Origin of the sequence: Dyadobacter jiangsuensis (assembly GCF_003014695.1) — a bacterium.
In the GTDB taxonomy this organism is placed as follows: Bacteria; Bacteroidota; Bacteroidia; order Cytophagales; family Spirosomataceae; genus Dyadobacter; species Dyadobacter jiangsuensis.
The window spans coordinates 36,163-57,284 of sequence record NZ_PYAS01000003.1 but is presented as its reverse complement, the minus strand read 5'-3'; the positions used below and the strand labels follow the sequence as shown (position 1 = coordinate 57,284).

Annotated in this window: 13 protein-coding genes; all 13 read right to left on the bottom strand. The window is 54.2% G+C overall.

The genetic code is table 11. The annotated features are described in order from the left end of the window. Positions 1-23: 23 nt before the first annotated feature. The 13 genes from CLV60_RS06365 to CLV60_RS06305 all read right to left on the bottom strand — a co-directional run bounded on the left by CLV60_RS06365 (position 24) and on the right by CLV60_RS06305 (position 21,091). Entirely contained in the window at positions 24-1,208 is a 1,185-nt protein-coding gene (locus tag CLV60_RS06365) for a FecR family protein (RefSeq protein ID WP_106594553.1), read from the bottom strand. 146 nt (positions 1,209-1,354) lie between these two features. Continuing rightward, entirely contained in the window at positions 1,355-1,936 is a 582-nt protein-coding gene (locus CLV60_RS06360) for an RNA polymerase sigma factor (protein WP_170118721.1), read from the bottom strand. 272 nt (positions 1,937-2,208) lie between these two features. Further along, positions 2,209-3,192: a Gfo/Idh/MocA family protein gene (locus tag CLV60_RS06355; RefSeq protein ID WP_106594551.1), complete on the bottom strand. Its 984-nt coding sequence runs from the start codon at positions 3,190-3,192 to the stop codon at positions 2,209-2,211. Positions 3,193-3,198: 6 nt separating this feature from the next. After that, positions 3,199-5,913 carry a PQQ-dependent sugar dehydrogenase gene (locus CLV60_RS06350; protein WP_106594550.1) on the bottom strand — a complete coding sequence of 905 codons (2,715 nt, stop codon included), beginning with the start codon at positions 5,911-5,913 and terminating at the stop codon, positions 3,199-3,201. Positions 5,914-5,923: 10 nt separating this feature from the next. Beyond that, complete coding sequence (locus tag CLV60_RS06345) at positions 5,924-7,438, bottom strand: ADP-ribosylglycohydrolase family protein (protein WP_106594934.1); 1,515 nt, start codon at positions 7,436-7,438, stop codon at positions 5,924-5,926. Between the two features lie 14 nt (positions 7,439-7,452). Further along, a complete protein-coding gene (locus tag CLV60_RS06340; protein WP_106594549.1) occupies positions 7,453-8,283 on the bottom strand; it encodes an endonuclease/exonuclease/phosphatase family protein in 831 nt (276 codons plus the stop codon). Between the two features lie 34 nt (positions 8,284-8,317). Continuing rightward, complete coding sequence (locus tag CLV60_RS06335; RefSeq protein WP_106594548.1) at positions 8,318-9,427, bottom strand: metallophosphoesterase; 1,110 nt, start codon at positions 9,425-9,427, stop codon at positions 8,318-8,320. Between the two features lie 71 nt (positions 9,428-9,498). After that, the gene (locus tag CLV60_RS06330) at positions 9,499-10,902 is read right to left on the bottom strand and encodes a DUF5018 family protein (protein ID WP_106594547.1); all 1,404 of its coding nucleotides are present in this window, start codon (positions 10,900-10,902) and stop codon (positions 9,499-9,501) included. A gap of 30 nt (positions 10,903-10,932) precedes the next feature. Further along, on the bottom strand, positions 10,933-12,528 hold the full coding sequence (locus CLV60_RS06325) for a RagB/SusD family nutrient uptake outer membrane protein (protein ID WP_106594546.1): 1,596 nt from the start codon (positions 12,526-12,528) through the stop codon (positions 10,933-10,935). Between the two features lie 33 nt (positions 12,529-12,561). Further along, positions 12,562-15,954: a TonB-dependent receptor gene (locus CLV60_RS06320; protein WP_211302202.1), complete on the bottom strand. Its 3,393-nt coding sequence runs from the start codon at positions 15,952-15,954 to the stop codon at positions 12,562-12,564. Positions 15,955-16,159: 205 nt separating this feature from the next. Next, complete coding sequence (locus CLV60_RS06315) at positions 16,160-17,290, bottom strand: FecR domain-containing protein (RefSeq protein ID WP_106594545.1); 1,131 nt, start codon at positions 17,288-17,290, stop codon at positions 16,160-16,162. Positions 17,291-17,392: 102 nt separating this feature from the next. Beyond that, the gene (locus CLV60_RS06310) at positions 17,393-17,986 is read right to left on the bottom strand and encodes an RNA polymerase sigma factor (RefSeq protein ID WP_106594544.1); all 594 of its coding nucleotides are present in this window, start codon (positions 17,984-17,986) and stop codon (positions 17,393-17,395) included. 219 nt (positions 17,987-18,205) lie between these two features. Next, complete coding sequence (locus tag CLV60_RS06305) at positions 18,206-21,091, bottom strand: glycosyl hydrolase (protein ID WP_106594543.1); 2,886 nt, start codon at positions 21,089-21,091, stop codon at positions 18,206-18,208. Positions 21,092-21,122 lie beyond the last annotated feature (31 nt).

The following is a 21,122-nucleotide window of genomic DNA, read 5'->3' as shown; positions in this document are numbered from 1 at the left end:
TCGGTCATAGGCAGAGAGGGGGGTTATGGTGTTACAATAATGGTCTTATCTTCAATCCTGAATTTCACGCCGCTTAGGGAAAGGATTTTCAGGACACTCGATACATTGGAGTTACGGGTAAGCCGTCCGGTGAAGTTCTCCCCCTTGCTATTGCCCTCATACCTAACCTCCACATCATACCAGCGCGAAACCTGCCGCATAATGCTTTCCAGGCTCTCGTCTTCAAACTGGAAATAGCCATTTTTCCAGGAAAGCTCTTTTCCGGTATCCACGTCATCGACCACACGCAAACTACCCGTCGCCGGGCTGATCCGCGCCTGTTGCCCGGGCGCAAGCAATGCCTGCCTCCCGCCCCGGGTCACTTTCACCGCTCCTTCGAGCAACGTCGTCCGCATGATCTTCTCGTCGTCGTAGGCCATTACATTGAAATGCGTTCCGAGCACGGTAATCTCCGTCGGCCCGTTCTTCACGACAAAAGGCATCTGCCGATTGTGCGCCACTTCGAAGTACACCTCGCCGGTAATCTCCACGCTGCGCTGCTTGCCGGTGAATGCCGTTGGGAAGCGAAGGCTTGAAGCCGCATTGAGCCAGACGCCCGTCCCGTCGGGCAGTACAATGTGAAACTGGCCGCCTTTGGGTGTCGAGACCGTATTAAAAACCGGAACGATTTCGTCTTTCCCACCCGATTTGTAAACGAGCTGCCCTTTGCCCGACTGGGTCACGCTCGTGCCGCCCTGGCTTGCAAGCACGCCGTTACCGGCACTATCGAGGGTAATGCTTGATCCGTCGCCAAGGGTAAGTATGGCCTTGTTACCACCTGGTGGGATGTCGGCCAACTGCACTTTTACAGCTCTCTCCTGCTGCGCCACATCGCGACTGCCGCGATAGCTCGCCCACCAATACACGCCCAACCCAATCACCAACGCTGCCGCGACAAGCTTCGGCCAAAGCCAGGCAATACCTCCACTTTCTTCGGGCTCGTCTTCGGAAACCGTTGCCGGAAAGATGTTGCCCAGAATACGGTCGGAAATGACTTCGGGCATCGGTTGCTCCGGCTCGAACCGCTCCCACGCACGTTCCAGCGCCTGCGGGAAACGTGCGTCGTCGGGATTGAGCTGTACCCATTCGGCCAGCTCGCGTCTCTCCGTCGCATTCAGCGTTCCGCCGATCAGTTTTCCTATTAAAATTTCGATCCGTTCGTCAGGCATAAAATATCTCCATTCCAGCAATCACCATCATTTAAATTTGGCTATTCCCTATATTTTTAGCTCAATAGCAAGCGATTCTTTCCGGTTGCCAAATGAAAGACAACCGGCAAAAGGCCAGGGACTAGTCGGACGAAAAATTTTTTGAATTATTTTTTCAGAGAGATCAGCATGGCCGCCACAAGCAGCGAATCGGCATGACGGCGAAGCTGCGTACGAATGGTAGCCATCGCCTGCACAATGTGGTTTTTAACCGTATTGGGAGATATTTTGAGAAGATCAGCGATTTCTTCATGGGTTTTCCCCTCTTCCCGGCTAAGGCGGTATACGGCGCGTTGTTGGGGCGGCAACGTATCCACCACCGACTGCAAAACTTCTTCCACCTCCCTCACAGCCAGCATATCCTGCGCATTGTTGTTACCTGGCTCACCCTCCCGAAACATCTCCGCTACGATGGCCGTCTCGTGTGCCATGCGCTTAAAGTGGTTGAGTACATGGTTCCGGGACATGCGAAAAAGGTATCCGGAGAAATTATCGACCGAGCCCAGCGAGGCATGATCTGCCCAGAGTTTCGTGAAAACATCCTGCACAATGTCCTCCGCCAGCATTTCCGAACCGGTCAGGCGGAGGGTGTAGCCATAAAGTTTGCTTTTGTAGCGATGAAAAAGTGCAACAAAAGCAGCCTGACTGCCCTGTGCGGCAGAGAGTACCAGGTGTTTGTCGCTATTCAAATATGCCTCGCCCAATTATCAAACAGAACTAATAATCAATAAGTAACCACTCAACAATATATTATTTGGAAAATTACAAAAATTAAAGCAGAAATTTTCCGCAAAATATCAAAAACCAAACAAAAGAATGGCTACCCCTGCACGATGGAGTAGCCATTCCGTACCGTTCCTTCAAGACGGTGTTACTGCGGACGAACCATTACTGAGCTCCAAGCCGGCGCTCAGGTACCGATCAAATAATTGCTATCCTGATTTTAACACCTCGTTCAGGTCTATCCATTCATAGGCAGCTGAATCGTTTTTCCGCCCTTTTTGCGGCTCAAATCCGCAGCTTCAATAAAACTGAAAATTTCCAGCGTCTCGGCCGGGCTTACGGGGACCTTGCCGGTCTCGAAAAACGTGACAATCTGTTTTACCAGCGGCTCGTAACCGGAAAAAGGGCCCAAAGGTGCAATGCCCTTTGTTCCGAAAGCCGTTCCGGCGATATTCGAAGCGCCTGTCCGGATGCCACGTACGGTTCCGATGCGGCCATCGCTCCAAACACCCACCGTCAGGTCCGTGCCATCGCGGTAGGTGCGCGAAACGCTTTTACAACCCGGCCCCATCACGGTAAACAGCATTTCGACGCCGTGAATGGCATACCAGGCCAGGTCGCTGTGATGTGGCTCCATTTCGGCAGGCGTATAAACATCCGCACCCGTGACATTACCGATGCTGCCCCCTACGACTTGCCGGACGTTGGCGTCAAAACGCAAAGCAGATGAGGTAAATACCGGTGTGTTGTGCTGCGCGGCAGCCTTGAAAATCGCTTTGGCGCCGTCCAGGGACGCAGCCACCGGCTTATCGATGAAAATACGCTTCCCAGCTTTGAAAACCGGCAGCGCCTGTTCCAGGTGCGGCCTACCATCGTTGGATTCGAGCAGCACTACATCCACTTTGCCCAGCAGCGCCTCAATGGAATCGACGATTTCGACTCCCATTTCCCTGACCTTCGCGGTTACGCCCGGACGAAGGTTTAATGCGGACGCAATATCTTTGCTGCCCAGCTCGTAAGCCGCAATTACCCGGTACCCATTCATATCCGGGGAACCGCTGTTGATCATCCTCGTGAAAACCTCGCTATGGCTGGTATCCAGCCCGATTATTCCTACCCTTTTGCCATTTTCAACTTCACGGCTAAACGACAAGTCACGGGCGGCCACCACCAGGCCGGTCGACGACAGGACCGAACTGTAAATGAAACTTCTGCGGTTCATATTTGATTAAGGTTTAGAATTTTCTGAAAAATACATCCAATCGATGTGAAAGAGCGGCCCCGCGGCTTGCTCATTTTTAAAAACCAGGTAAATATCATGCATTCCGGCTCCGCGCTCCACGGGTAACGAGATCTCCTTCCAGCCTTCTTTAAGGTCAGCAAGTTTGCCTCCGGGAATTTGCACCTTACCGGCCAGCGGCCCGTCCCGGCTATCCAGCCTGAGCTCCACCGTTCCACCGGCACCATGCTCCTGAATGCGCAGGCGGATGTTTTGGATATGTGTCAAATCGATCCCATTGAAGCGGGTATATTTCCCATCGGTGATATTGGCAATGTAAGACACAAAGCCCGTTTGCTGCGTCGCGATCACGACGCCTACATTCCCTTCCTGGTAATCCTCCATCTGAACCAACGGGTTGCGCATTACAATGCGGCTTTCGCTTTTAATCGGCGCTATTCCGTTCGCACCTTTATCGGTATACATGGCTTGCAATACATATGCACCCTCGCTGCCCTGGCCGATATGTTCCGTGAGTTTCAGCGTGGATTTTAATGGCAGCTGTGATGCCGGCTTTCCCAATGACAGAATGTACCCGGCCAACTCCCTGGCACTCTTTTCGGGCAAATCAGGGTGAGGCGGCATCGGATATGACCCCCATTGCCCGCTTCCGCCGCTGATGATCTTCCGGGCCAGCATATCGGCAGCACCCGGTTTCCCGTCGTATCGTTTTGCAACCTCCCGTAACGGCGGTCCAATCGATTTCGCATTCATCGTATGGCATGCGCTGCAATCCAGCGATGCGTACAGTTTGGCTGTCGCAGCGTAGCGGATGTTTTCCTCCCCTCCCGACAATGCCCCTGCCAGGTCCTTCCCGAATGCGATGTAGTTGAACGAGGCATGGATTTTCGAAGGCGCGATCTTCCCGTCCTCCCGGTCGGTAGCATTGATTTCGTAGTCGAACGCAGCATTGTCCCAGTAGAAGCTGCGGTTAGCGCCGGTTTTAATCTGCACAACCGGCGGGGTATTCCCAATTTTAAATTCGGTCGTGGCTGTACCCCTGCCCCCATGCTGGTCCGTGACGGTGAGCACCACATTATACACGCCCGGTTTTGTGAATGTGTGTTTCAAAGTTTCGCCGGTGAATTTTCGGGCGCCGATTTTCCACTCGTAAGTAAGCTTGTCTCCGGCGTCATAATCTTTCGAACCTTTGGCAGAAAGCGTGGCCGTAAATGGAGCCCCACCCGTCGTGTTGCCTGCATTCAGTATGGCCACGGGATTCCGGTTGCCCTCTGCGTATTCCACGCGGATAATGCCGGAATCGGTGTTGCGGGCAAACCAGTTGGTACCGTAGGCGAGCAGGTAAATGGCGCCGTCGGGCGCAATCTGCATGTCGATAGGCGCCACCACTTTCAGCTGCGGCAGGAAAGGTTCCATACCTGAGTAATTCCCGTCCTTATCGATGGTGACCGCCATTATCCACTTCCGTATCCATTCAAAAATGAAAAGCTTACCATCGTAATACCCGGGCAGTTTATAGGGAGCATTAGGGTATCGGTCGCTGTGATATACCGGGCCTGCCATGGCGCTGGCGCCGCCTTTGCCCACTAACGGGTATTTTTTTGAAGGGCCTTTCCCATACCAGATAAAAGCCGGTTGTGCCGGAGGCAACTCACGGATGCCCGTATTATGCGGCGAGTCGTTGACCGGCCGGAGCGGATCCTTACCCGGACCTTCTTTCTTGGTCGCAAAATCGTAGTCGGGAAATACCTGGTTATCTGCCAGAAAATAGGGATACCCGAAAAAACCGGGCTTGCGGGCCTGGTTGATCTCGTCATAACTCATTTTACCCTCGCTTCCCGGCACCTCGGTATCGGGTCCCACATCGCCCCAGTAGAGAAAGTCCGTTTTAGGGTCGACAGAGATGCGAAATGGATTCCTCACCCCCATGACGTAGATTTCCGGCCTCCCCTGCGAACCATCTTTGGGAAAGAGATTGCCATCCGGAATGCTGTAAGTACCGTCCGGCTCGGGCTTGATCCGTAAAATCTTGCCCCGGAGATCATTGCTGTTTGCCGTGGATGCCTGGTCGTCGGAAAGCTCACGTCCGGGACGTTCGTCTATGGGCGTATGCCCTTCGATCTCCTCTGCATTGGTATTGTCGCCGATGGAAAGATAAAGCAGCCCGTTCGCGAAGGTGATGTAACCCGCGGAGTGGCAGCAGTATTTACGCTGCGTCGGCACTTCCAGCAGTACTCTGGCAGATTCCTGCACCAGTTTCCTGCCTTTCAGCTCAAAACGCGTCAGCTGACTGACACTTTTTTCGCCTCCGACTCCGTAATAGAGGTAAACCCAATGATTTGTCTTAAAATCCGGGTCTGCGGCTACTCCCAGCAAACCGTCCTCGATGCCACTGAACACATTGAGTTGTGCGATAGTCGAAAGCTCTTTGGTTGCATTGTCGAAATACCGGACGGCACCTTTTCGCTCGGCGACCACCAGGTCATAGTTAGGCAAAATAGCCATTTGCATCGGCTCGTCCAGTCCGGATACGAGCGTGGAATAGGTAAATCGGCTTGAATCCGGCTCATTTTGCGGTACGCTGATCGAAATCGGTAGCCTGTCAGGCAAATCGGCAAACAATTGCGTGGGCTGCTTCGTAGTAGCGCCGGCACAAAGCAGGCAGCCCAGGAAGAGCGCTATGGAGGATCTTACTTTTTTCACGAAAAATTAGTTATTGATAAACAACTGCTTCCCGGGCCACGATCTCATAGTCCGGATTGGGTGCCACCGCTTTCAGTGTAACCCTGTGTGCTCCCGGTGCGAGGCTATATTTCCAACAAAGCTCGGTGCGCCGGTGCGCTGCGATCAATGGCAGGTCAAACTCTTCCAGAAACTGATCGTCGATGTATAGTGCCACGCGGACAGGCTTGTCGGAAGCACTACGGGACAGCTTTTGGACAAATCCCCTCAACACGAAGCCCTTACCATCAAATCGAAAGGAAACTGAGTCGCTGCGGGTGCTATTGACCTGCACTTTCCCCGCCGGAAAATGCCCCGGAAAACTCTCTTCAAACCGCACGGGGCTCACCGGCTCCTGAGGGATTTCTATTATATTGCCTGAAATGCGCCCCCCGTTTTCGGCAACGTGCTGTAATGCATGCTTAACCCCTAGCTCGTACACATCCCGCAATGCCAGGGTGGTATGACTGAACGGCAGCCGCTCGGCCTTTTTGAGCGGGTCCAGCCAGTAAGCAGGGATCTTGGAATACCCGAGCATTGTCCCCAGTACTCCTCCCGCCGTCGACGGATTGCAGTCCGAATCCTGCCCCGCCCGTGTCGATATTTCCATGGTTTTGGTAAAATCGCCATTTCCGTAGAGCAGCCCCAGCACCACATAAGCGGCATTCAGCTTCGCATCGATATTGAGCGGATGAAATACGCCGTCGGGACAACCGGCCTCCGCACTCCATTTCCGCTGGATCTCAAACCAGGTACGTTTCCAATCGGACGGGTACCGCCGGTGCCAGCGGATAACGTCGGCAATGCATTGATAAAACTTGCTTTGCACGGGAACAGCCCGCAATGCCTGCCCGACAACGGTTTTTACGTCGTTGCTCTTAAATGCCTGGGCGTACATATTCGCCACAAAAACACCGCCATACCAGCCGTCGCCGTAATTCATAATATGCCCTACCCGGTCGCACAGGGCAGATGCCGCGCCGGGCATGGCCGGGCTCATCAGCCCTGCAAAGTCGGCCTCGATCTGGAAATCGATATCGTCGGCGTGCGGGTTATGCTCCCAGTGCCCCGATCGAGCCGCCGGGATTCCCTGCAGAACATTGTACCGTCCCGCCTGATTGGCATGCCAGAGCTCATAACCCGCACTCGCGTAGGCACGGGCGAATGAAGCCGCAGGCGCGTGGACACCCAGCCGTTCGATGACCTCCACGAAAGTCAGGTCCATGTAAATGTCGTCGAACAAACCCGGGAAGGTGTGCATTGCTTCGGAAACGTAGTCGGCATGCCATGGGATCGGTTGATAATCCTGGATAAAAGTGCCCTGATAAACGAATTCCGTTGGCCAGCCGAATGTTACGCCGATCGTCTGACCAGCCCATCCCCCTTTGATTTTATCCTGCAAAGTTTCCTTGCTGATGCGGAAAAGGGGCCCTTTTCGCTGCGCCGGAGCCTGCCAGCCCGTCAGCAGCAGTAACAGGGTCAAATTTATTTTGATAAGGTATTTCATGAAGTTGCCTGACATTAGTGGTTCATAGTTAGCTCCATCACCAGCGGAAAATGATCGGAAGCGTAGTGTTCGGCTACCGCGTGATAGTTGTGTCGTTCAAATGCTTTCCCGGCGCGCTGGTTGAGCATCAGGTAATCGAGCGTGCGGTCGGGATGATCCGCGGGGAAAGTAAGCGGGCAACGGGTGCAAGGCATCGCCAGCTTCAATTGCGAAATGACCGGGTTGTTGGGTACCGCATTCAAATCCGCGCCCAGAATGACCGGCCGCTTCCGGTAGCGATGCAGAATGTTATTCAATTGACCTATCTGATGCGACCGGTCCGCATCGCTCAAATGATCCAGGTGCGCCGAAATGAAAACCACCCGGCCCATCGGCGTACGAACCGTAACGACAGCCGCCGCCCGCGTTTCGGCCTCCGGGTGACCAGAAACAGTACTCAGCCGGAAACTTTCGGCCTTCTCGATCGGATAGCGCGACAGCACCGCTACGCCGTAGTCACCATTGCTGCGGTCGATAGCTTTGGCAAAATGATATTCCATTCCTGTGAGTTTACCCAACTCACGGGCCTGGTGCGATTGCTTACCGGATCGGTCTGTAAATGCGTCTACCTCCTGCAATGCCACCAGGTCGGGCTGCTCCCGGTTAATCACCGCCGCTATCGCCGGCAAATCCGTATAACCCCAGCCTTTTGAAGGCGGACTGGCAATACGGATGTTGTAGGTCATTACTTTCAGGCGCTGCGCGGCTGCTCCGCCAGACTGCGCAAAAGCAGTTGTATGGAGCAGCACGGCCATCAGCGCCGGGAGGAAAAGGTTTAGGTATAATCGGTGTAGGGAAAAGGTCATGATAATCTGTTAGCAAATGCGTTGGAACAATGGGTCAGTACAGCGAAAACTCGAACTGGTCGAACGGCTCGGTACGCCAGGCCAGGTGCTGCGTGGAAGGCGACATCGCGAACAGCGGCGAAAAGGTTTTCACCTTTACGGTTTTGCCATCGGGCAAAAATTCGAGGATGCGCAGCCAGCCGTCGCCGCCGTTGCCTTTCCAGTTACCGCCTTCGTTTTGCGCATTGAATAGCATCTGGTGTACTTTTTGTCCCGCTGCATTCAGGTCCGTGCGAAAACCCACGTGCCCCGCATGGGACGCCACATCGATGATATGTCCGCAAAAGACCATTCTGATATTGCCCGCCGGCTTTACGAGCTGCTGCCACAATGTTTCGCCGAGCGTGTAATCACTGAAACCCGGCGGATAATCTTCCTTCACAATCCGCTGGTTATCGCGCACTCCGGAACGCATGTAGCTGTGTGTCAGCACCACACCGGTATGTTTTTGGTATTCGGGCCTTGCAGCCAGCGCTTTCGCCCATTCCACCACGGCCTTCCGCGGCGCATATTCGAGCGAGAATACGAGCATCGGTGGTCCGAATGGCGGTTTGAACACGTAACAGGCATTTTCCAGGGTTCTGACACCGGAAGCATTGGGTGCCATTTCGACGAGTATCCGCCGGTTCAGCGGGTTTCTGTCCGGCGGGAAATAGCTGTTGAACTGTGAGTAGCGATTCTCGGTCGCGTTGGTGCCGTAATCGTGGTTACCGGTGCAGAGTATATAGGGAAGTTTCCCGTCGAGCCGCCCGAATGCCCCGCTCACGCATTGCCATTGCGAGCTGCTGAGCTGATCGCCATTCTCTTTGGGAAGTTCCGTAATGTAGTTTTGCTCCACGAGGTCGCCGGTGCAAAGCACCAGCCCGATGTTCAGGCGTGCACGGTTATCTTCGATCCAGTTGGTCATCAGATCCAGCAAAGGCTGGTTTCTTTTGAACTTGGTATAACCCTGCGGGTCGGGCACAATCACTATCGACCACGATTTCGGGTCCGACAGGCGGGGTGCTTCGTAATGCTGCCCCGCCGCCGGTTTCGCAGCAAGCAAAGCAAGCATCACTATCGCTGCCCGGCAGCGAAGTATGTTCCTGAAAATAAAAGATGACATGTTGGGAATAGGAATGCGGCGAGGAGCATCGCCTTGAAAATAGCCTGGCGACGCTCCTGACGCACATTTGTTTATTGCTTGTTATACTTCATTTTGTAAACCATAATACCCGAAGTGTTGGCTGCATTCGTGGCCATGGTCGCATAGAAATAGATTTCGTTGCCACGCACATCGGCCACAATGTCGCCATAACGGTTGTAGTTGGTACCGCCATAGGCTTCGGACTCAAAGAGCATGAAATCGGAATAACCCGCCGCACCCGGCACCTGGCCGAACTTGCCCGCATCGGTTGTTTCAAACACTTTCACGTGGGTAGCATCCCAGGCGTAGTAACCCTGCGTAAGCATCGCGGTGTATTCGCTGCCATCGAGTTTGAACACATCGAAACCGAGTACCTTATAATAGTGATTCTGCTTTGCAAAAGGCGTGACTTCCATGTCATTGGTAAAAGACACAAACCGGCTTCCCTGTGTAAGGTTAGGATCGGACGCATTGTAATTGCAATAGGTAAAATAATGCCCGGAGGTTGGATCGAGCGACTTGCGCTGCACGTGTGCGAAAGTCCACGCCTCGGCGGCTGCATAGCGGATCACAGTCGGTTCGTTGGAAGCCGGGACGCCGTCCTGCAACTCCCAGTAGTAAATGCTGTTGTTGCCGTTGGTGGTAGCATAAATGTACGCCTTACCCGATTTCAGGTTCCCGATCACACTCACCTTCCGGCCGAGGTTGACAGGACAACCCATGGCTGCCGTATAGTTCAGCAACAGCTTCGGCTCGCTATGGATGTTTTCATAATAATACACCATAAAACCCGCCGAGTACACATTATAGCGGTTGATCGCGAAATGATTGGCATCGTCGGCGACAACCTGCATACAGAACGTAGTCGGCGGAGCGATGGACTTGACCAGCTCGCCGGTCGTTTTGTTGAACACGCGCACGCCATTGTCTTCGCCGGTATTACCACCGTTGAAATCCGCCACGAGCAAGTGTTCACCCACAATCGCAAGGCCTGAGATATTGGTCCGTTTGATCCCCATCGCTTCCGCGGTTTTAAACCAGGATTTTGAAAAAACGGTCTTGGGTAACGTGGGCACCACTTTGATCACATGCCTGCTCACCACACCCCCGCCGTCGGTCACCTCCACCTGCACAGGCTTGCTGAAATCCATAATGCTGCCCAATGCCGGGTGCATAACCGCATTATGCCCAAGACTGGCGAAGGGTTTCAGATGTGCGAGGTCGAGTGGTGCTTCTTCCGTGGAAGGCACCCGCACGAAAATCGTGTCGCCCGCCGCGTACGGCCCTGCCTGCGTCGCGGGATATTCGATGGTTTGGCCCGGGATGGAAACGGAGAAATTCAGCAGCCCCTGCCGCGAGGTCACGCCTTTGTTCAAGTCTACCTGCTCGCATCCGAACAGGCCCAGCAGTGCCAATAGCCAGCATCCTGCCTGATAAATATATGTTCTTTTCATTTCGAGAGTCTTTGACGGTTGCAATTGGGACTATTTCCACTCGTCGAACTGCTCCATTTGCGCATTGCGCTGGAGTTCCACCGACGGGATCGGAAAACGGTTGTATTTTGCCTGATACACACGCTTCTTGCCGTTGTCTGCATCCACCTCGCGGTAGCTGGCCACGGTATCCGCCACGATCACCGGCACGCGACCGGTGCAATTGATGCCATTCAAAACGGTGCGGGCGAGGTCCCAGCGGCGCAGGTCCCAGTAACGGTGGCCTTCAAACGCAAGCTCGACCATCCGCTCATGCCGCAGCAGGCGCATGAAATCGCCCTTGCTGCCTGCCGTCACATCCTGCCTGAACCCAGCACGCTTCCGGACGCGGTTCAATGCCTGCAACGCCTGTTCGATATTCCCCTGCTCGGCCATCGCCTCGGCTTTGATGAGCAGTACCTCGGCATAGCGCATGAAATAGAAAGTCAGCTCGCCCGGCTGAAATCCCAGGTCCTGTGTTTTGACAGAACCATCGAAAAACTTGCGCATGTAATAACCCGTGCTCGTCGTGCCGCCGCCGATCGCATAACCATCCACACCGCCCTCGCGGGTATCCAGCGTGCGGCCCTTCCACGAAGCACCGTGGTACAGGATCGAAGCATAAAACCGCGGCTCCCGGCCCGTGTAAGGTCTGGCTGCGTGTGCCGGGTTAGTCCAACTGAAATCGGTACCATCGGCCATTTGATAAGCCGAAACCAGGTTTTCGGTCGGGCTGACCTGCGAATAGCCCTTATCCCCCGGCGGGCAAAAGAAGTAATCGAAAGAATAGCCGAAATTGGGCGACGAATAACCAAATTCCAGAATGCTCTCCTTATTCTCCTGATGCAGCGCCCGGCGCATCTGGAACAGTTTGTCATAATCCGGATGAAGGTCGTACAAGCCCAGCGCATCCAGTGCATCCACGGCGTCGGAGGCTGCTTTCCAGCGTTGCGCGTACAGCATAGCCCGTGCTTTCAGGCCCAGCGCTGCACCTTTGGTGAGCTTCCCTGTGAGCGTAGCGGGAACGGTAGCCGGCAAATGCAAAGCGCCGAAATCCAGGTCGCTGGCGATGAAGTCCCACACTTCCTCGGGCGTGCTGCGGGCGCCGGAAGGGCCGTCAGGCAGCTGATCGAAGAGGATGATGCTCGCTCCATAGCGTTTGGCCATTTCGAAATTGACATACGCCCTGAAAAAACGCACTTCGGCCTCGGCACGCATGCGAAGCTCCTCGGGGAATTTGCCGCCGTGCTGCCGCATTCCATCGAGGAACTCGTTACAGGTACGCACCCAGGTGTAGCCCCAGTCCCAGTTGCCCAGCGGGTTTTCGCCCGGCGTGATCATCGACGAGCCCAATGTAAACAGGTTGGAACTTGCCGATGGCGTGTTCATTTTCAGAATGTCCGAAAATGCATCCTGGTTCACGTGGGGCGTATAATATGTCTGCCCGATGAGCGGATAGAATTTATTGAGTGACAGTTCCAGATTGGCTTCGCTCGACCAGGCAACCTCTTCGCTATACACGTCTGTAAGCTCCGGGTCGATGTTGCAGCCCGACAGCAGGACAATGCAACAGGAGACCATCAGGTTTATTTTTGAAAAGACTTTCATGTTGTTAAGATTAATGGGATAGACAACAGGTTCTCAGAACGACAGGCTTAGCCCTGCTTCAAACAGCTTCTGCTGCGGGTAATAGCCCTGGTTCACATCCGGCATTTCGGGATCGAGGTAGTCCAGGCCGGTCAGGGTAAACAGGTTGCTACCTGAAACGTGGATGCGCAGGTTCTCGATCTTCAATTTGCGGGTTAGTGCAGCAGGCAGCGTGTAGCCGATCTGCGCGCTTTTCAACCGCAAATAAGAAGCGTCGCGAATCCACCAGGAGGAAAACTTCCCTCCGCTCTGCGCGGGCAGCGTGCTCAAACGCGGGTATTTCGCATTTGTGTTCTCCGGCGTCCAGGCCCCTTCGGCGAGGTATTTCGGCGAGTTGCCGTCCTGGTAAAAGGCCATGGTGTAAAAGGTATTGTCATAAACTCCCGAACTCGAATACAACCCCGACAACGCTACGTCCGCGATGGCCGCGCCCTGAAAGAACAGGTTGAAATCGAAAGCCTTATAGCCACCGCCTACGTTCAGACCGAACATCATTTCGGGTGTGCTGCTGCGGCCAATGGCCGTCCAGTCCTGGTCCCAGGTAATGCGGCCATCGCCATTGAGATCTTTTAACTTCACCTCCCCTACTTTACTCGGGCCGAAGAGGGCGCTGTTGGCGATCTCCTCTTCGCTCTGGAAAAGCCCGTCCGCCACAAATCCGTACTTCATACCGATCTGGCGTCCGGTACGGCGCAAGTGATCGGGCACATTTACGTTCTCCGTGGTTTCGATGACGCGGTTGCGGGCCCAGCTCACATTTCCCCTTACATTATAATAGAAATCGCCCACGCTCTTGCGATGCGTCAGGATGAGTTCGAAACCGCGGTTATCGACCACCCCGGAATTGACCGTAGCAGGATAATAGCCCCCCATCGAAGGTGGCATCAGGCCGCTCTGCGGTTGCAGAATGTCTTTGGTCACGTTATAAAAAACATCCGCTTCGACGCCCAGCAGGCCATTCCAGAGCGTACTCTCGAAACCCGCATTGTAAGTAGTGGTTGTCTCCCATTTGATATCCTTGTTCGGCACATTGTTCACGCCCAGCGAGCGAACGATCTTGTCGCCGATCAATGCCACCGGGTCAGCGCCCATGGCCATTGTGCGGATGTAAGCGTAATCGCCCACGGCGTCGTTACCCAGGCGCCCCGACGATACGCGGAGTTTCAGGTCGTTGACAAAATGAACGTTCTGCTTGAAAAAGTTTTCATCCGAAATCCGCCAGCCCAATGCCACAGCCGGAAAGAGCCCCCAGCGGTTTCGGGAAGGAAGACGCGTCGAGCCGTCATAGCGGCCTGTGAACTCGGCCAGGTATTTGCCTTTGTAATCGTAGGTAAGCCGCGATACATAGCCCGCGCGATGGAACATGGAGTGACCGCCCTTTACAAGGTCGTTGATCACCTCTTCCCCGTAATTCAGGTCCATGATATCGGTAATAGGAAAGCCCCTGCGGCCAGCCGACATGGAAGTGCCATTGTTGCGGATGTATTCATACAGAAACATCCCGCCCACCTTATGCGCACCAAATGTTCTGTTGAAATTAATGGACGGCTGCACGGTCGTCTGCCACGAATCGGCAAACCACTGATTGATAGTCGCATTGCCTGTGAGCGCGTGGCGTGCGTACGTCTCCGTAAATGTGCGGGTGGCATTGTTGTACACCGAAAGCAGGTATGGTAAAACCGCCGCTTTGCGCATGCTGTAACCTTTGTCGAATGCGCCATTCACTTTCAGGTTAAGGCCTTCTATAAATGGCAGGTCGTATTGCAGTGTAATGTTTCCCTGCATGTTGTTGGCGCGGGTGTCCTGCTTACCCGAAAGGTCGCGCGCTGCGAGCGGGTTCTGATTACCATTGCCCGCGTTGAAGCTTCCGACCGGCATTCCCTCCGCATTGGTTGGGCGGAGGAACGGGTAAGACATCATGGCCTGGCTGAAAATAGATGCATACGTGTTGCCCAGACCTGCCGAAAGACCTGGCTGGGTGGTTGTTTCGTCCCGCACAGCGATCCCGAAAGCTGCCTTGAAACGATCTGAAACCTGCGCGTCGATGTTGGCGCGGAAGTTGTAGCGGTTGTTGCTCGTCCGCGCAATGGCGCCCTGCTGGTTGTAGGAGCCCACAGACACGAAGTATTTGAACTTATCGGAACCGCCGTTCAGGGAAAGGTTATTGGTATAAATCGGAGCTGATTTGCGGAAAAGCAGGTCAAACCAGTCGGTGTTACCGAAGACGCCCTTCTCGGGATCGCCGTTGTTGATCCGCCCGATTTCCTCGGCTGTGAACCGGCGCGCTGTTTCCGCCACACCGTCCATTTCCTGCGCTTTGTTATACCATTGGGCATATTCGGGCCCGTTCAGGAATTTGGGAAAACGCGTGTTGGAACTGAGCGCGAGGGAAGAATTGAATGTGATGGTCGGCTTTTGCACCGTACCTCTTTTGGTCGTGACCAGAATAACGCCATTGGCAGCCCGCGCACCATACACCGCCGCAGAAGCCGCATCTTTGAGCACAGTTACGGATTCCACCTCGTCGGGGTTGATCTGCGGAAAACCCCGCTCGATGCCGTCGACGATGATCAGCGGGCTCGAACCGCTCAACGTGTTCATACCACGTACCAAAAGCGACGCGCCGTCCGAACCGGGCTGGCCGCTCGCCTGGCGCGTGACCAACCCCGGCAGGCGCCCCTGCAACATGGAAGACAAGTTGGCAGTCGGGGCCGTTTTCAACTCCGCCGAACTGACCTGCACCACCGAGGACACAATGCTCTGCTTTGTGGTAGCCCCATATCCCAGCACGATCACGTCGCCCAGCGATTTGTTTTCGACTTCCAGCACCACCTTAATGTCGCCATCGCCTTTGACAACCACTTCTTTGGAAATGTATCCGATGAACGAAATCACCAATACATCGCCCTTTTCGGCGGGTACTGAAAAAATTCCGCTGGCGTCCGTGGCTGTACCAATCCCGTTGCTGTTTTTGACCACTACCGATGCCCCTACCAGCGGCGTGCCGTCGGTATCAAGCACTTTACCGGTAATGGGCGCTTTCTGGACCTGCTCTTTCGGCGCTTCGGCTTCCGGCTGGCGAACCGTAACCGGCTTCCTGCGCACAAGCACGGTGGCCTTGTCAACGGTATAATAAAGCGGCTGACCTTCCATACAGGCGTCGAGGATCTTGTCCAGCGACACGTTGCTGACGTTGATCGTCACCGGCCGGGTGTCTTTCAGGTCGTCGGAGACGTACAGGAAATCGACGCCAGTCTGCTTTTTGAGCATCCTGAACACTTCCCGGATCGGCGCATTTTTGACGCGTATTGTGGCATTTTGGCCATAAACCGTCGCCGCGGCGACTTCCAGCACGCCGCACAGCACCATAATGAGGCACAGTTTCATAATGAGAATTAATTTCCTCCACGCCGAAATCCCGTTCCGGCGCAAGGGTACCACCCTTTCTTCGTACATTTGTTTGCTATAAGGTTATCCTTGAAATTGAAAATGTTCACTGCATTTCGAATCGGGGCCTAGCACAGCTTTCCCAAGCTGTCGTGCCGGAGGTGTTCCACCACTTCCGGCTTTTTTCGGCCAGGGTCATAGTCGCCTATTGTTTTACCATAATTTTCTTTCCCTGTTGTTTAAAGTGAATATTACTCAGCTGCCCGAGATAACTCAGCAGGCCGCCAAGGTCTTTGGACTTTGAAAAAGTACCTCCGAAACGCCGGGGCGGAATATCTCCCTCATACACCACCTCCACGTCGTACCAGCGCGCGATCATCTTCATCACCGACCGGAGCTCCATGTCATCGAACACAAAATACCCTTCCTTCCACGCCAGCGTGCCCTCCACATCGACCTCGCGGACAGTTAGCTTGCCCGAGTCGTTGCTTAGCGCCTGCTGGCCGGGTTTCAGCACAGCCTGCTTTCCTTCCCTTCCCACCAGCACTTGCCCTTCGGCGAGTGTTGTGATTACATCCTTTTCATCTTCGTAGGCATTTACATTGAAATGCGTCCCCGTTACCGTGATTTCCGTTCCGCCGGAAAGCACCCTGAATGGCCGTTTTTTGTCCGGCCTTACTTCAAAATAGGCTTCGCCGCTGAGCTCCACCAATCGTTCACTTCCCGTATTGCCTGCCGGGTAAGTCATGCGCGTCGCCGAGTTGATCCAGGCAACCGTGCCGTCTGGCAAGGTCACCTTAAAAGTGCTCCCGCGCGGCACCAATAGCGTATTCCGGCCATCGGACGCCTGGCCGTCGGAATCCTTCCGGTATTCCAGGTTGCCCTGATCCGTTTTGAGCACGGTCATGTCGCCGTCTTTGGAAAGCACACCCCGCGCCGCGCCGTCCACCAGCACCGACGAGCCATCGCTGAGCGTGAGCATTGCCTGCTGCGTGCCGGGCTTCACGGCCGTTTGGCTGTAATCCGCCGCCCTGTCCCGGCCATTGCCGGAGTAGATGAACCACCATGCGCCCGCTACCAGCAACAACGCCACGGAGGCCGCCGCACTCAGGTAAGGCCATAGTCGTCTGGGCTTGCGATCCGTTTCTCTGATCTGCATTTGAATACTGTTCAGCATTTGCTGCCGTGTGTGCTCCCGTGCCTGCGTGTCCGTCCATTTCCAGTCCGACCGCACGGAAGTCTGGTCGAACCAAAGTTCGAGCAGTTCTTTTTCCTCTTCTGTGCAAGTCCCTTCCCGGAACCGCCGCAACAGGTCTGTCAATTCTGATTCACTCATAGTCGTGTTGATATCGCGTGCAGAATGCCCGCCAGGGATAAGTGCATCAAAAAGGGCGCAGGTAGTATCTGCGCCCCGAAAATTTTTGAAATATTTTTGGAATCAGTGTACGGTGGCCATACCGAGCAGGATTGTAGCCCACATGTGCTGCTCGTCGAGCACGCTGCGCAGGTGCTTCAATGCATTGTGGATCTGCTTCTTAACGGTTTTATCGGAGATTTGAAGCCGCTCCGCGATCTCCGCATAGGAAAGATGCTCGCGGCGGCTCAGCAAGAAAACTTCCCGCATGCGGTCGGGCAGCCTGTCGATGTGTTCATTCAAAACACGCTCCATCTCCCCGGCCATCAGCTCTGCCTCCGGCGACCGCTGGGTATCCGCAAAAAAATGAAGCAGTGAAGCGCGATGCCGCTCCTCGGAAAGGCTGAGATTAATGGTGCGCAAAGCCTTGTACCGGGCAATACCGATCAGAAACGCCTTGACCGAATGGATTTCCGGCAGTTCGGCGCGTCGTTGCCATAATGCGATGAAAGTCTCCTGAACCACATCCCGCGCCTCGTCCTCGTCCCGCAGCACACGAACTACGTAAAGGAATACCTGCTCCCAATAGCGATCGTAAAGTTCGGTTAACACGGCCTGACCGTCGACTTGCATTTGAGCGAGCAACCCGGCGTCTGTTACCTGGCGAAGTTGGTCCATAAATTAGTCACTGTGAGGCGGATATTATGAGTCAGCAGAAGAGGTCGCAATGTAGCACAAAATTTTTCATCAGCGTGGTTAAGTAAATGTTAATTTAATAACATGCGTGATCCGCTGCAAGCAGAATACTGAGCGCCGATCCGACAAAACGAGCGCGGGCAGCTCCCATGAAATGTGAGCTGCCCGCTGTGAAAATCTTACCTGGTTAAAGCATTAATACTATTTATCACCAGCGACCAACAGGCGAACGGGTCCTAAAAGGCCGGATGGCGTCAGCTGCCAGCTATCCAGTACTTTGACGTTGGTTTTGGTCAGCTTCTTTTCGGCTGGTTTTGTCCGGTCGCCGATGAGCCGGTTCCGCCAGGTATTGGTGACCTCCACTTTCAGCTCATTGTCCTTTTCCTGCAAAACACCGCTGACATTCACGCGCAATGGCGGCGCCCAGAGAATACCCAGGTCCTGACCGTTCAAAATAACCCGTGCAATGCCGATATCCTTCACATCCCCCAAATCGAGATAGACCGGCATGCCTGCACTTACAACCGTTTCCGCATCGAACTTTTTGGAATAAACCGCTTTGCCTGAATAGAATTTGATGCCCTCTTCATTGCGATCGGACCAACTGGTCAACTCGTTAAAAACAGCATTGGAAGGGCCGCCCCAATTCGTATCGAAGGCCACATTCCAGGCGCCGTGGAGCGTAGTTTTGTGCTTATACTCCGGATAATTCATACTAGCGGTACCATTCTGATCCTTACTGATGTCGCTTTGAAAAACAACGAATACGGAACCATAGGGATCAAATTGGAGCGGCACATAGGTAATGCCATCCTTTTGGGTAAATGATGCGGCCGGTTTCACTTCACCTGTTACCGCATTCCAAAGCTCAGGTTGTTTGCCGGAAATACGGAATGCAGCGGTCATTTTCGAAGCGGCGCGATTCTGGCTGCTGATAAAGTAGAAATCGGTATTCTCAACATTGCGGTGAATGTAATCATATCGACTGCCTGTTTCCTTTTCCACAATCTCCATATCAAATGCTACACCCGCTGATCTCAAATAGTCCGCCGCAGTTTTGCCCCACACCACCAATCCTTTTCCGACTTTTCTCGAACCAGCCGGTTGGCCTTCATTTCCCCAAAGCGCGTCGGCGATCTTCTTCACACTTAGCTCCGAAGCCGGATATTTCACCAGACTGGCCGTAGTCGCAGTTTTGTTGCCGATCACCACGGCACCTGCATTCACCAATGCTTCAATCTTGGTGAGAGCAGCCAGCGACAAGGTTTTATGGTCGGGCAAGGCCAGCACACGGTAGGAAACGCCATGTGGGAGGAAAAGCTTTCCATCTTTTACTTCCAGCGCCAGAAGCCGGTCTTCGTTGATCAGATCGTAGTCAAATCCCGGCAAAGCGCCCGCCGGATCGTCCTCTTTCAGCCTCCCTATATTGGGCGAGTGATCACCGTAGTAATACAGCACGTCGGCCACCGAAGTCCCTTGCTGGAGTAAATACTGGCACCGGGTGAGGTATTTGATAAACTCGGTAGATTGGTTCCACCAGGTCACATTGGGATTAAAATGCGTTCCGGCAAAATACTCCTGCCCCGGCAACCCCATCGCCTTGGGCGAAGCGGTGAAAGTGTGCAGGTATACCAGATTCAGCCCGGCACAAAACTCGTGGTCTGCGCTGGGTTTCATATCCGACCACATTACATCGTTCCAATGCGGACCGATGGTGGTAAACGATTCGGCCCCAACCAGTTTTTTATTGAATATTTTGGCGGCACTTCCCGCCTGTTTCACAAAAAAACGATCGACAGGCCTGGCGCGGTGCGGCGACGGCGACCAGAACTCGCTCATCATGATCTCGCTATGGCCGTAGTTTTTCAACCCGTCAAATGGCCCTGCATGCGGCCCGGCCGATTCCGGTTGAAGGCCGATTCCATATGCACTGGCGCGTTTGGCAAATGTGCCATAGTGTTTCTCCGAGATCAGATCGCCCAGTGTTTTGCGAAGATCGGCGAGGAAACGATTGCTTACCTCGCGGTCTCCGATGATTTTGCCGGCCAGTACCGGGAGATACGGGACAGGATCGTATCCTCTGAGTCTGATAAATTCCTTTTCAAACCCGTCCGACCAGTTCAAACCGCCTGCCTCGAAACTATCTGTCTGAAGGTATCGCAACGTTTTGCCGGCCATAGGCCCGATGGCTTTCAACAGGGGCTCCACGTGGGTGTCCCAGTAACGGTTAAAATGCTTATCACTCAGATAATCGATCACATGTCCCTGCCATTTTCCGCTGGACGTCGAAACTTCCGCATCCGTGGGTGTGAAACCCATGCGCAGGACGGTCCATTCCCCGGCTGGTGCCTTCCAGCTGAGTTTTCCGTTTGTTACAAATCGGGTAATGTTCAATACTTGCTTAACACTGGCATCTTCCTCGCCCGGAGTGCCGGGGATATCGGTCAGCAAAGGGCGGGTTTCCGGGGCAGAGCCGCCCACTTCGCGGGTAGCTGCCTTATTTTTAAAATCGCTGATAGGCGCCCGGTTCGTGAAGGTCCTGGAAGGAATGGCCAGCACAACGATGTCACGGTAATAATCGTAGCGAACCTCCGGCAAGGGCAATTCAATAGTGACTGCCGAACCGCCTTTGACTTTCGTTTCCGTGAAGACGACCTGCTTGGCGGTTTCTGCCGGTGTGACGTCCGGGCCGCCGAGGTTCCAGCCGCTCTGGATGCTCATCGACATCACCAGCCCGAGGCGGTCGGCTTCCCTGATCGCGTGCACATACAGCTCACGCCATGCGGGCGAGCCGAACATCGGCCCTTCCGGGACCTGATCATTTCCCCGCTGTTCCGCCCCGCCCGCATCAAAAATACAGGCGCCGCTGAATCCTTTCGCTTTCATTTCTTCCAGATCACGTGTGATGGTCTCTTTATCAATATTACCATTCAACCACCACCACCAGCAGCGGATACCATAGTTAGAGGAGGGATTCTTAAATACCGATGGTTCCAGTATCCTTGTACTTTTTTGGGCATATGCGTTTGCAATTGATACCAGCGCCAAGGCCAGAATCAGGCGAAACGGGATTAATTTTCTAAGCATTGGAAAAAAAGTTAATGAATGTCGGCTTGCA

What these genes read in the sequence shown, in the direction of transcription:
- CLV60_RS06365 (WP_106594553.1), bottom strand. Translation starts at nt 1,208, where the DNA reads ATGCCTGACGAACGGATCGAAATTTTAATAGGAAAACTGATCGGCGGA.
- CLV60_RS06355 (WP_106594551.1), bottom strand. Translation starts at nt 3,192, where the DNA reads ATGAACCGCAGAAGTTTCATTTACAGTTCGGTCCTGTCGTCGACCGGC.
- CLV60_RS06345 (WP_106594934.1), bottom strand. Translation starts at nt 7,438, where the DNA reads ATGAAATACCTTATCAAAATAAATTTGACCCTGTTACTGCTGCTGACG.
- CLV60_RS06340 (WP_106594549.1), bottom strand. Translation starts at nt 8,283, where the DNA reads ATGACCTTTTCCCTACACCGATTATACCTAAACCTTTTCCTCCCGGCG.
- CLV60_RS06335 (WP_106594548.1), bottom strand. Translation starts at nt 9,427, where the DNA reads ATGTCATCTTTTATTTTCAGGAACATACTTCGCTGCCGGGCAGCGATA.
- CLV60_RS06330 (WP_106594547.1), bottom strand. Translation starts at nt 10,902, where the DNA reads ATGAAAAGAACATATATTTATCAGGCAGGATGCTGGCTATTGGCACTG.
- CLV60_RS06325 (WP_106594546.1), bottom strand. Translation starts at nt 12,528, where the DNA reads ATGAAAGTCTTTTCAAAAATAAACCTGATGGTCTCCTGTTGCATTGTC.
- CLV60_RS06320 (WP_211302202.1), bottom strand. Translation starts at nt 15,954, where the DNA reads ATGAAACTGTGCCTCATTATGGTGCTGTGCGGCGTGCTGGAAGTCGCC.
- CLV60_RS06315 (WP_106594545.1), bottom strand. Translation starts at nt 17,290, where the DNA reads ATGAGTGAATCAGAATTGACAGACCTGTTGCGGCGGTTCCGGGAAGGG.
- CLV60_RS06310 (WP_106594544.1), bottom strand. Translation starts at nt 17,986, where the DNA reads ATGGACCAACTTCGCCAGGTAACAGACGCCGGGTTGCTCGCTCAAATG.
- CLV60_RS06305 (WP_106594543.1), bottom strand. Translation starts at nt 21,091, where the DNA reads ATGCTTAGAAAATTAATCCCGTTTCGCCTGATTCTGGCCTTGGCGCTG.